A 12,548-nucleotide genomic window follows, 5' to 3' on the forward strand; every position below is an offset into this window, starting at 1 on the left:
TATTTGCAAGCTAATCATAATCATAATATGTTTCATATATCTCAACATCTGGTGAAACCCCAGTATCAGATAAATCTAAAACATCATCTGTCAGGCTGATAATTTCCCCCCTAAAAAATTCTGCCAGGCTTTTAGCTGCTTTTGCTACTTGTTCAGCATCCCAAGTTGATACAGGTGTTGGTGATACAGGTGTTGGTGATACGGGTGCTGGAGTTGGTGCTGGTGATACAGGTGCTGGAGTTGGTGGTGGTGCAGAATTATTTACTGAAGTTGTATTCGTAACTACAGGCTCAATTTTCGGTGTAGGTGTAGGTGTAGGTGGTGGTGCGGGTTGTGATGTAGGTGGTGGTTGATTATAAATAGGGGTGGTCGGTAGTTGGTGAACACGAGTAGAATCTTGTGGAGGCGAATTTCTTGTAGCTGTGGTGGCAGTGGATGAAGTTGCTTTTTCTAAACTTACTTGGATATCACGTTGAAAAGTGTGGTGAAAAGCAGTTGTAATAATAGGTAAATAAGATTTAACTTTGTCATACCATTTAGGTTGTACAGCAACACGAGCCATAGCATCATTTAACTCGATTAATTGGCACATTTGACCTAATAAAGTTCGTGGTGGTAACTGTTGGATGTTATTACGGACTTGATGCCAAATCTGATTTAAATCATACTCTGATCCCGCTACTACTTCCTGTGGGGGTGCTGTGGCTGTTGTCTCAAGTGCAGGAGGTGTATAAACAGGTTCTCCTGCTGGTGCTGATACCGTGTTAGGTGGTGAATTATGATAATTGGGTTGCTGATAAGCTGGTGCTGGTGCTGAGACTGGAGAATAGTAATTTGGTTGAGTATAAGCCGGTGGTGGTGCAGATACAGCAGATGTATTTGCAGCTTGGGGGATACTAGGCGCTTGTACCTGAATATTTGCACTAGGTAATAAACCCAGTAGTGTTACTTCTAACCACAAACGAGGTTGAGTAGTATTTTTGAGTTGAACTTCGGCTGTTCTTAAATGTTGCTGTCCCCGTAAAATTGTGGTTATATCTAACCTATGGGCAAAGTTAACTAATAATGTCCAAGTTTGTTGAGTACAAGCAACTAAATCTTGTCGAGTTGGGGCGGTTTTGGCTATAAGTAAATCTCGATAGAAAGCGGCTAAATTTTGGAGAATAATTAAGGGTTCACGTCCTCGATCTAGGATTTTGCGGGTAGCATCTAATACTATTTCTGAGTTATCTTGAGCGATCGCCTCTAATAAAACTAGCAAATCTTTTTCACTGACTGAACCCACCAAGTCCCAAACTTGATCCGGTGATACTTCCCCTGGTAACAAAGCTAGTTGATCTAATAAACTTTCTGCATCTCGCAAACCACCCTGTGAAAGTTGGGCTACCAATGTAATAGCATCTTGGCAAATATTGATACTTTCATTAACAGCAATTTTACTTAAATGCTTAACCATTGCTTCTAACTGAATCCGCCGAAAATCAAACCTTTGACAGCGGGAAATAATTGTTGGTAATACTCGCTGGGGGTCAGTTGTCGCTAAAACAAAAACTACGTGCTTGGGTGGTTCTTCCAGGGTTTTAAGTAACGCATTAAACGCTGCGGTACTTAACATATGACATTCATCTATCACATAAACCTTATACCGACACTGCACCGGGGCAAACTGCGCTTTTTCTATTAATTCCCGGATATTATCAACACCAGTATTACTAGCAGCATCAATTTCTATTACATCCAAAGAATAGCCTTTAGTAATGCCTTGACAAATATCGCACACTCCACAGGGTTCAGCAGTGGGATTATTACTTTTAAGACAATTTAAAGACTTAGCCAAAATCCGGGCGCTAGAAGTTTTCCCCGTACCTCTAGGACCAGTAAACAAATAGGCAGGGGCTATTTTTGCCGAATTAATGGCATTGGTGAGGGTTGTGGCGATCGCCTCTTGTCCCACCAGTTCAGCAAAACTCTTGGGGCGGTACTTATGGTGTAGGGGTTCGTAAGGCATAAAGAATAAGCAGTTAACAATGAGCAGTTAACAGTTAAAGTAAATATATGTAAATATCTATGGAGTATCACCACCAACGAGAATTTGGGGTCTCACTATTTTAACAACTGATGACCATTTCCTCTGGCAAAGAAGGGAACAGGGAGATGGTGACTGGGGACCATTGACCTCACAGGGGTAGGTTTTTAATATTATCTGTTGAGGCAGGACCTGGAAGACAAGGAGGGAAAGTAGACAAGGAAGATTTTATACAAAAAATGGTCTGTTTAGCCTCAGTTTTTGTTACCAATTGTACATTCTTGTTACGTATTTCCTCCCTTGTCACCTTGTCTGCCTTGTCCTCCAAGTCTTGCCCTCACGACAATGTAAAATACCTACCCTTGTGAGGGACCATTGACTGGGGACTGGTGATTCTATTTTGGATTTTGGATTGTATTTCATGAATCAAATCTAAAATCTAAAATCTAAAATCTAAAATTCTTCTGCCTCATGAACTCCTGCCTCCTTACATAGCACCTTGTCACCAACATCGCTAAAATTTTAAGAGGCAACAATCAATGGTGCAGCAGATGCTCAAGCGGGTAATTCAGTGGCTCAAAAAATTGTTTCAGGGTTTGTTTGCTAGGAAACATAGTCCTAAACCAGTACAGCAGAATATTGAGAAAACAACAGCACCACCGCTGAGTGATACGGATCTAGAATTTCTGTTTACAGAACTTTTAGCAGGAGTTCATCAAGCTAGAGGCCAGGCTTGGGCGCAAAACTGGTTACATAAAATTGAACATCGTGTCAGCACTCAACAATGGCTAGATTGGCTAAATCATTTTGGAGAGAGATTATTAGCATCTACTAAACCTCATAATGAATTAGCAGCACGGTTAGTACAGCTGGGTGAGTTGGAGGTTGGTGAAGTTGGCGATCTAGCATACAATATTGGTATGCAATTGCTGACACGCACCCAAGCAGAACCTATTTGGGAATATGATGGACCCGATGCTGTCAGTCCAACTGTCTCTGATGAAAATTTTCCAGAGGAAGAATACCAAACTGTGACTTGGGATGAATTATTGGTGATGTTGCAGGAAAATGACATCTTACGCCAGCAAATTGTGCAAGATTTCGCTATTGAAAGTGATGACCCACAACAAATTATTCAGGCACTCATAAATAAATCCCAGACAATGGGTGAATCTGCTGCATCGGAAAAGTCAGATCAACCCATTCCCGAATGAATTGATGACAATATTAGGTAATTAAATGATTTTTTTGACACAACGATAGCTACAATCTAGGAGAAAGAAAATCCAAGAATGTTGCAAATGGTCAGGTTGCTATTGCAGTGGCTTAACAACTTATTCAAGTACCCCTTTGGCAGTCGTCGAACTCATGAGTTCGACGGCGATGAGGTGTTTATGGTAGAAAGGTCTCTACCAGAATTAACCAATGCGGATCTGGAAGTATTGTTTAATGAGTTGCTTGAAGGTGTACATCAAGCGCGGGGACAACAATGGGCGCTGAAGTATTTGCAGCGGATGGAGCCCCGGATCACTGTTGAGCGTTGGATCGATTGGTTGCTGATATTTGGTGAAAAGTTGCTTTCTTCACCAGCACCAAATAGTAAGATCGCAACGCGAATGGTAAAACTCGGCGAACTCAACATCGGCAAAGTTGGTGAACTCGCCTCGGAAATTGGCATCCAGTTGTTAAGCCGTGAGTTCTTACCTCAAAACTTACAGCAAAATCTACAAAGAACTCCACAACCCGCCGCGGTGGCAGCCACACCACCAGCAAAACCATCTTTAAAAACTCCAAGACAACGATTGCTGGGGGATTTGGGTGAACAATTATGGGAGTATGAACAGAAGGAAACTGTAGATATTGCACCAGCATCCATGAGATTGGAGGAGTCTTGGCCAAGTAATATACAGCATTTGAGTGACCAAAATGCAGTAGCAGAAATATCTGAAGCTGTGATTTATGAGTTGGCAGCGGAAGAACACCCGCAGACGGTGGAAGAAGAAGTAGAGGAAGTTGCAGCCTCTCCCTTGGCAGAAAATTGGGATCAGTCGTTGACTAATTTGCAACCACAAGTAGCCCAAACTCTGGATGAGTTGGTGGTGAGGTTGGAGCAAAGTACCAGTTTAGTTCAACAACTAGCTTCGGAATTAGCATTGCGTGATGCCTACGATGGGCAAAGCCACCGTCCGGCAATCACTCAACGTCCGAATTTTCAACTGACTGTCACTAACCAGGCTGAGGTCTTATTTGACCAAGGTTTACAACAAGCTAAGTCTGGGGATTTGTTGGGGGCGTTGGCTTTTTATAGTCAGGCTATTAAACTGCAACCTGAATCTTACGAATATTGGTTTAATCAAGGTTTAGCTTTGTTTCATTTACAAAGGTTTGAAGAAGCGATCTCTGCTTATGACCAAGCTATTAATCTCAAACCTGATTTCGCTAAAGCTTGGTATAACCGGGGCGGAGTTCTGGGGGAGTTGGGTGATTTTGATGGGGCGATCGCTTCTTTTGATCAAGCTATAGAGTTGAAGTTTGAATACCAAGAAGCTTGGGCTAGTCGGGGTTTAGCCTTGCTTAAATTAGGGCTAATTTGGGAAGCTATTTCTAGTTATGATCAGGCTTTGAAATTACAACCCGAAGATCAGGAAACTTGGTATTACCGAGGAGTTGCTTTGGGGGTAGGTGAGCAGTTTGAAGAGGCGATCGCTTCTTATGACCAAGCTTTAGAAATTCAACCAGATTATCATGAAGTGTGGATTGACCGGGGTGTGGTCTTATTTAACCTCAAACGCTGGTCAGAAGCAATTGAATCCTGGGACGAAGCATTAGCTATTCAATCTGATTTTTACTTAGCTTGGTATAACCGGGGTATCGCCTTAGAAAACTTAGGCAGACGCGGAGAATCTATTGAATCTTATCAACAGGCCATCACCATTAAACCTGATTTTCACCTCGCCTGGTATAATCAAGCTGTAGCTTTGTTTTACTTGGGAAGACTTACAGAAGCTATTTCTTGCTATGACAGCGCCTTAGAAATCAAACTCGACTATTGGGAAGCTTGGCTTGGTCGCGCTTTAGCCGTGGGGAATGTGGTTAATAACAAAGCATCTCTGAGTTTACCCAGTAGCATAGCGAAATCTCATCCTACCCTCAATCAGGGAGGTTATGAGGGCAAAATAGCCACTTATGAAGAAGGTTTAAAACATCTCCGCCCTGATACCCACCCAGAAGGTTGGGGAAGATTGCATTTAGCACTGGGTAACACCCACTACGAACACGGCAAAAAACAACCTTCACCCCGCTACTATTGGCAACAAGCTGTATCTGAGTATACACAGGCACTATTAACCCTAACCTCAGCAAATTTTGCCGAATTACATTTAGAAGTATTGCAAGCTTTAACCAAAGTGCTTGTTGCTTTAGGAGAAACAGAAACAGCACAGGAATTACAACAACAAGGTCTAGATTTATTACAACAATTACTAAATCAAATCACCTGCTCGGAACAAAACAAAAAACAACTCGCTTTGAAATTTGCAGGTTTCATACAATTAGGAGTTGATTTAGCTGTAAATACAGGTGATTTAGTAGAAGCTTGGGAAATTGCTGAACATGGCAAAAATACCTGTTTAAAATTACAGCTTTCTGGTTGGAGTAATGAAATTTATTCCCCGAACTATCAAGGGATTCAACAACTACTCAATCCGCAAACTGTGGTTATTTACTGGCATCTTAGCCCGGTTGCTTTACAGACCTTTATTATTAAACATGATGCCCCATCACCTCTACTGTTATTAACACCTATTCAAAATAGAGAAGGTGTACCTGAAGCAGTACAAAGGCTAGTGGAATTTGAAAATTGGCTAGAATTTTGGCAAAAAGAATATCAAGAATATTGTCAAAATCCCGACTTAGAAAATCCCCTGAATCATTCCTGGTGTGTGGATATGGAAGGCAGATTATTAAATCTACGTAATATCCTCAATATTCCGACAATTCTACAAGAAATAGAAGGAATCACCCATCTAATTTTAATTCCTCATCGGGATTTACACAAATTACCTCTTCATGCTCTTTTTGCTGTTGAACAACCAGATGCAAATTACACAATCAACTATTTACCCAGTGTCCAAATAGGATTAGAATTAAACACCGATGGGTTATCAAATTGGCAACTGCAAAAATTCCTGAGTGTGGAAAATATAGAACACACAAGTAATGATGAAATACAATTTGTTGACTTTGCAGCAGCAGTGGTGAGACAGATGTTTAATAATGCTCAACACATCCAGGGTTCACAAGCGACAAAAGATAATTTAGAAAATGCCCTAGCCGCAGATTATAACATCTTGCATTTTACTGGTCATGCGGTTAACAATTTAAGTGAAGTGGCAAAATCGGCTTTGGTTTTAGCAGATGAAGATAAACTGACTTTATCAGAAATTAGTCAACAGACTTTTAGTAATTACAATCTGTTTACATTCACAAATTCTGAAAATGTTAGTCATAATATTCAAAATATCAGTAGTGAATATGTGGGTTTAACAACTGGGTTATTAAATAGTGGTGTTCCTTATGTATTGAGTACACTTTGGAATGTGGAATCATCTGCTAATGCTTTAGTCATTATAGAGTTTTACAACAGATTACTTTTTCATCACTCTCCAGTTACTGCTTTAGCGGAAGCTACAACTTGGCTAAAAGAAATAACTGTTGCCGAACTGATCACATGGTATGAAAATTTATTCAATAATCTGCATTTAGAAGAGTTGAAATTGAGGGATTTTGTCACGATGCAAATTGATAAACATCGCCAATTATCACCTCAGAAACAGCCTTATAATCATCCTTACTATTGGGCGGGATTTATTTTGTCAGGTTGTGGTTGAATGGATATTCCAATTACACATCTGCAAGAGAGATTTTCAATTCTTCAGAAACATTGATCATGAAAGAAGTAACTGCAAATTATGATGAATCTTGGAAAGAAGCATTAACCGAATATTTTGAAAGCTTCTTGACATTCTTTTTTCCCCAAGTCCATCAATTAATTGATTGGACAAAAAAGCCTTGTTCTCTGGATAAAGAACTACAGGAAATTACGGCTTCATCAGAAACAGAAAAACGTATTGCTGATCAACTTTATCAAGTTTGGTTGCTGGATAAACGAGAAGTTTGGATATTAATTCATGTGGAAATTCAAAGTCAATATGAAGTAGCTTTTGGTGAACGGATGTATATTTATCAATTGATAATTGATAATTGATAATTGACAATTGATAATTGTTTCATTCAAGGTTTAAAACCTCCCCTTTGAAGGGGAAAAAACCAAAAAAAAATCCGCTTTTAAAATCATTGATAAAATGATGACATTACCTGAGCAATTACAGCGAAAGTTAGTGGACAAAATTAACAGTTTTGAGGAGGAAAGGAAAATGCCTTTAATCAGTCCAACGGAAGAATTGGCAATGGAACGCGGTAAAGAAATTGGTAAAGAAATTGGTGCGTTAGCAAAGGCTCGTGATTCTGTCAAAACTGTTTTGTAAACTCGACTGGGTGAGGTTTCTTCAGATATCAAACTATCTCTAGATGAGGTTGCTGATATATCTATTTTAGATGAAATGTTGAAATTGGCAGTGGTGGTTAATTCTTTAGAGGATTTTCAACAGGCTTTGAAATCTGCAACATCAAATTGTAAGTAATCAGTAATCAGCTTTTAGCTGCTAAGTACCTGTGCAAAATTAATTTCTTATTTGGAAACTCTGTATCATTTACCAGACAAGGAAGACGGGTAAATGAAATGTGCAATTTATTTTGCATGACTACTTATTAGATAGATTTTTCATAAAATGAGCAGAATGTTGTCAAATCCCACAAGTGTGATCGGATCGTAAAAATGGAAGATGGATATTTATTAAATAATTGACAATTGACAATTATCAATTATCAATTATCAATTATCAATTATCCTATCTCATATTTTGCTTTTTCTCAGCTTTCGGATCACGATTTGCTACAGCAGCTAATTCTGCATCCATTAAAGTTTTACCTGTTGCTGCAAGGTAAACATCGTCTAAACTAGGACGAGATTGGGCAATACCAAAAATTGGTAAACCTGCATTATTTAACGCTTGTTGAATAGTTATTAAAGCGTCATTTTGGGGAGTGACTACCAAATTTAAAGAGTTCCCTTGGGCAGAATTAATGATAATTTCTTGTACAAAAGGTAAAGATGACAGCAGACTTTTTGCTTTGTCTGCTTCTTCTTGGGGTGAAAATTCGCGGATGCGTAAAGTAATGCGATCGCCTCCTACTTGATCTTTTAATTGAGAAGGTGTACCAGTGGCAATTACCAAACCCCGATCTATAATTGCTACCCTATCAGCTAAAGCGTCAACTTCTTCTAAATAATGACTGGTGATGACAACCGTGGTCCCCGCAGCGCGTAATTTCCGCAAAAAGTCCCACACTACAAAACGGCTTTCTATATCTAATCCTACCGTTGGTTCATCTAATACTAAAACATCTGGGGAATGTAATAAACCAGCGGCCAAGTCTAGACGTTTGCGTAAACCACCGGAATAAGTGCCGGTTTTCTTATCTGCGTATTCCTGTAAACCGAGTAAATCTAATACAGTGTTAATGCGTTCTTTGATCACTTTACTGGGGAGGTGATAAAGTGCTGCTTGCAGTTGTAGCAGTTCTCGACCGGTTAAAACTTTATCTAAAGCTACTTCTTGCGCTACATAACCCAGCTTTTGCCGTGCTAGTTTAGGGTTATCTAACACCGAGATTCCCGAAACTTCGATTTTTCCAGAGTCGGGGGTGGTGAGGGTACACAAAGCGCGGAGAGTAGTGGTTTTCCCTGCACCGTTGGGACCGAGTAACCCGAATATTTCCCCTGGTTTCACCTCAAAGGAGACATCCTTAACAGCGACTACAGAACCGTAGCTTTTTTTTAGATTTTCGATTAAAACTGCTGAGGCCATGACAGCAATAAATCCTAACTATACATTTCGCAACAATCTATTTTCTATTGTACGAGTTAGGCGTTAGGTGTGATGAGTTCTGGGTTTCATTTTGAAAAACTTGTTTTTTTGGTATAAAGGGGTACAGTGTCTCAATCAGGATTTCCAGATTTTCAGAATGAACAGGATTTTGCAGAAAAAGCTGATTTTTACCACAGGCTATCAGATAATGGTAGAGTACAGCCAACTTATGCAAATCGCTAGAAAAAAATAGATTTTTATGTTAAAATAATAAGCCCGTGACGAGGATTGAACTCGTGACCTCACCCTTACCAAGGGTGTGCTCTACCACTGAGCCACACGGGCAAAATTGGGATTTACTCTTCGGGTTTTTGAAGAGTTATGAATTACAAAGCTGAGAATTTAACTCGACACTCAGCTATTGTAACTCACATCTCTAAAAGTGGTGGGCCGGGCTGGATTTGAACCAGCGTAGGCGCAAACCAACGGATTTACAGTCCGTCTCCATTAACCACTCGGACACCGACCCGCTCAGTTCCACTTTTACTATAGTAGCAGCAGTTTTTAGGTTTGGCAAGGGGTTGGGAAAACTTTTTTTCAAAAAAACCGGAAAGGCTTAAATCACAAGGGTTTCAGATGATTAACCCCTGAGTTCACCTGTTTCTTGCAGGGAGTGTAAGCGGTGATAAATGCCTTCTTGACGCAATAATTCAGCGTGACTACCGACTTCAGCAATGTTTCCCTGATTGAGAACTACGATTTTATCCGCATCTCTAACGGTGCTGAGACGGTGAGCAATAATAATTGTGGTGCGAGTTCCCTGAATTGAGCGCATAGCCAATTGAATAGCACGCTCAGATTCATAATCTAAACTAGAAGTAGCTTCGTCAAAAATAATCACGTCTGGTTCTACTAACAACGCTCTAGCAATTCCTAAACGCTGTCTTTGTCCTCCTGACAACCTCACACCCCGTTCACCCACAACGGTGTAATAACCTTGGGGTAGGTGCTGAATCACTTCATCAATACTGGCAATTCTACAAGCTTCCTGCACCTGTTCAAAGGTCGCATCTGGTCTACCATATTTGAGGTTATCTAAAATAGTACCATTAAAAACGTCTACTTCTTGATGAACGATCGCTAATCTGCGTCTGTATTTAGCAACATTTAAGGTGCGAATATCTTCACCATCAATCAAAATTTGCCCTGTTTGTGGTTCAAAGTAACGTAATAGCAATTTAACTAAAGTAGACTTACCAGAACCAGATTTTCCTACTAATGCTACTGTTTGATATGGTTCAATTAACAAATTGATATCTTGCAAAACTTGAAGGTTGCTATCATAGCCAAAACTGACTTGAGAAAATTCAATTTTACCAGTAAACTTATAAGCTGATTCTGTTTGATTTACCTCTGCTAACAACCCATCCGCATCTACTCCAGATGGTGTTTTGAGAAATTCGTGAAATCTGACCATAGCCGAATAGCGACGAGCAAAAGATTCAGCTAAGGTGCTGATAGGTTCTAGTTCAGAATAAGCCATGTTAGAAAGAGTTAAAGTCATCACAAAATGACCAAGAGAAATTTTCCCACCGACTGTAGCAGCTACAGTCAAACCAAGAATCATAAACACGCAAAACTGAATGACAGTTTTTTGCCAAGTTTGCAATTTAACATAACCTTTGTGCAGTCGATAATCAACTACATTTAACTCTCTTTCTAACCGTTGTTTTTGTCGTTTGAGTTCTTTATTTTCCGTTGCATAAGCTTTAACTGTTTTGATATTCGTGATAATTTCTGAAGTGCGACTCTCTGTATTTTCTATATGTTTATCTATCAGCACTTCGCACTTAATTAACTGTTGTAGATTCCTCCATGTTAAAGTGAGAATCACAACAAAGGAAACCAGAAATATCAAAGAAATTCGCCATTCTATCAAGGCAATAAATACAAATATTCCTACTACACGCATGAGTTTAGGAATAAATTGCCCAGCAATTTCTGGATAACCCCAAGTATGGTTAACAATACCTCTAGCTAATCTTCCAGCAATACGTCCAGGATTATTTTCATCGTAAAATTCCAGGGGAAGTGTGAGGATTTTTTCTATAGCTTTTTTGCTTTTATCTCGACGCGATCTTAAAGCTATATCCCAATGAAACCAACTGGTTAACCACGGTTGTGTCGGCGCTTTTATTACAGTAACAAAGAAGATTAAACCCAGTAATATACCTAAAGATAGATATTGATTAACTGGGTAGTTTATAATGTTGGAGAAAGTAACAATTATTCCTTGTACTGGTTTGTCTAAAGGTTGGTTAGATAAAACATTTAAAATTTGTCCAATTGCATAAGGTACAAGTAAATCAATAATTTCGTAAATACTAGATGCTAAAATACTGAAAATACTCAGTCTCCAGTAAGGACGAAAATAATTGATAATATCTTGAAAATTTGCCATAATGCAAACCATCCCCAAGCATAATTATTAATTGGGAATTTTAATGCTACAGTTATAATACAAAATTGTCAATAGCCAAAATTACTGAAAATTTATCATGTAATAATTGGCTATTTTTTTGCTATTTTAAAGGAAAAAATTCCAACCGATAACGATACAGTGCCACAGGACGATAACCTGCGGTAAAATAATCAGGATCTTGGGGAGAAAGATAAACAGCAGTCACTTGATCTGCTTCTATTGTTGGGTGTAATTTGGGGTCAGATGTGGAAACTAAATGATAAGCTGTGGTAGATTCTACATTGTTAAAATAGGCACGAGAACCACCTTTAAAATATTGTTGAAAAACTTCTGCGCTGATAAATTTACCATCGGGATTTTTTTCGGTTGTGCGTGCGGTGACTACAGAAACTAATTGGCGATCGCCACGAAAAAAGGTAATTTGACGATTAGGAGATTCTGGATCTGGTTTAACTGCTAATACAGCATCATCTCCTAAATAAGCTCTGGATAAGTTCAAACTGTTAAATACTCGATCAGCTACTAAAATTGGTGATTGTTTATTTTGTGATTGTTTATTTGTTTTAAAGAAAAGATTGAAACCTGAATTTTGCGGTTCAACTTTCACAAATCTCACTACAAAATTCACAGGTTGATTTAACTGACTATAATTTGCTTCAAATCCTGGTGTGATAATATCTGGTGCTAAAGGTGCAGCTAAATCTACTAAGGTACTGGTGACATTCCAAGTTCCAGCCATCCAGTCAGGGTAAACTAAATCTCCTTTTGCTGGTTGAACTGATGTTAATTTTTCCCATTGTGTAAAGTTGGCTAATTTTTCGGATAATTCACCTGCTTTAGCTTCTGCGTTGGTAAATAAAAAGAGGATGATTAAACAAAGACTTAAAATGGTTTTCAGGAACATAATCAACAACTCAAAAAAATCAATTTAAATTTCAAACATTAAATTTCAAACATTAATCTGATGTTAATCCTGTAAGGGTTTAACACTGCTAAACCCCTACTTCTGAATTTTGATGCAGATAAACGATTTATTGAATCAATCAGTGGG

6 protein-coding genes, 2 tRNA genes and 1 pseudogene are annotated in these 12,548 nt (G+C 39.0%); 3 read left to right on the plus strand and 6 right to left on the minus strand.

Annotated elements, in window-relative coordinates; all coding sequences use genetic code 11:
• Window positions 1-10 precede the first annotated feature (10 nt).
• Window positions 11-2,008 carry a DNA polymerase III subunit gamma/tau gene (locus K2F26_RS03900; protein ID WP_220610430.1) on the minus strand — a complete coding sequence of 666 codons (1,998 nt, stop codon included), beginning with the start codon at window positions 2,006-2,008 and terminating at the stop codon, window positions 11-13.
• 557 nt (window positions 2,009-2,565) lie between these two features.
• On the opposite strand from K2F26_RS03900, the gene K2F26_RS03905 reads away from it, so the two are divergent.
• The 3 genes and pseudogenes from K2F26_RS03905 to K2F26_RS03915 form a co-directional block, all read left to right on the plus strand.
• Complete coding sequence (locus K2F26_RS03905) at window positions 2,566-3,240, plus strand: hypothetical protein (RefSeq protein ID WP_220610431.1); 675 nt, start codon at window positions 2,566-2,568, stop codon at window positions 3,238-3,240.
• A gap of 78 nt (window positions 3,241-3,318) precedes the next feature.
• The gene (locus K2F26_RS03910) at window positions 3,319-6,915 is read left to right on the plus strand and encodes a CHAT domain-containing protein (protein ID WP_220610432.1); all 3,597 of its coding nucleotides are present in this window, start codon (window positions 3,319-3,321) and stop codon (window positions 6,913-6,915) included.
• 59 nt (window positions 6,916-6,974) lie between these two features.
• Window positions 6,975-7,271, plus strand: a pseudogene (locus K2F26_RS03915) (hypothetical protein); the annotation flags it as partial.
• 724 nt (window positions 7,272-7,995) lie between these two features.
• Here K2F26_RS03915 and K2F26_RS03920 read toward each other — a convergent pair.
• The 5 genes from K2F26_RS03920 to K2F26_RS03940 form a co-directional block, all read right to left on the minus strand.
• Window positions 7,996-9,015 carry an ABC transporter ATP-binding protein gene (locus K2F26_RS03920; RefSeq protein WP_220610434.1) on the minus strand — a complete coding sequence of 340 codons (1,020 nt, stop codon included), beginning with the start codon at window positions 9,013-9,015 and terminating at the stop codon, window positions 7,996-7,998.
• A gap of 273 nt (window positions 9,016-9,288) precedes the next feature.
• Window positions 9,289-9,360: transfer RNA gene (locus K2F26_RS03925), tRNA-Thr, on the minus strand.
• Window positions 9,361-9,458: 98 nt separating this feature from the next.
• Window positions 9,459-9,544, minus strand: a tRNA-Tyr gene (locus K2F26_RS03930).
• A gap of 111 nt (window positions 9,545-9,655) precedes the next feature.
• Window positions 9,656-11,476 carry an ABC transporter ATP-binding protein gene (locus K2F26_RS03935; protein WP_220610435.1) on the minus strand — a complete coding sequence of 607 codons (1,821 nt, stop codon included), beginning with the start codon at window positions 11,474-11,476 and terminating at the stop codon, window positions 9,656-9,658.
• A gap of 121 nt (window positions 11,477-11,597) precedes the next feature.
• On the minus strand, window positions 11,598-12,401 hold the full coding sequence (locus K2F26_RS03940) for a DUF6816 family protein (protein WP_220610436.1): 804 nt from the start codon (window positions 12,399-12,401) through the stop codon (window positions 11,598-11,600).
• Window positions 12,402-12,548: the final 147 nt, after the last annotated feature.

It is taken from the genome of Sphaerospermopsis torques-reginae ITEP-024, from assembly GCF_019598945.1.
Classification (GTDB): Bacteria; Cyanobacteriota; Cyanobacteriia; order Cyanobacteriales; family Nostocaceae; genus Sphaerospermopsis.

What these genes read in the sequence shown, in the direction of transcription:
- K2F26_RS03900 (WP_220610430.1), bottom strand. Translation starts at nt 2,008, where the DNA reads ATGCCTTACGAACCCCTACACCATAAGTACCGCCCCAAGAGTTTTGCT.
- K2F26_RS03905 (WP_220610431.1), top strand. Translation starts at nt 2,566, where the DNA reads ATGGTGCAGCAGATGCTCAAGCGGGTAATTCAGTGGCTCAAAAAATTG.
- K2F26_RS03910 (WP_220610432.1), top strand. Translation starts at nt 3,319, where the DNA reads ATGTTGCAAATGGTCAGGTTGCTATTGCAGTGGCTTAACAACTTATTC.
- K2F26_RS03920 (WP_220610434.1), bottom strand. Translation starts at nt 9,015, where the DNA reads ATGGCCTCAGCAGTTTTAATCGAAAATCTAAAAAAAAGCTACGGTTCT.
- K2F26_RS03935 (WP_220610435.1), bottom strand. Translation starts at nt 11,476, where the DNA reads ATGGCAAATTTTCAAGATATTATCAATTATTTTCGTCCTTACTGGAGA.
- K2F26_RS03940 (WP_220610436.1), bottom strand. Translation starts at nt 12,401, where the DNA reads ATGTTCCTGAAAACCATTTTAAGTCTTTGTTTAATCATCCTCTTTTTA.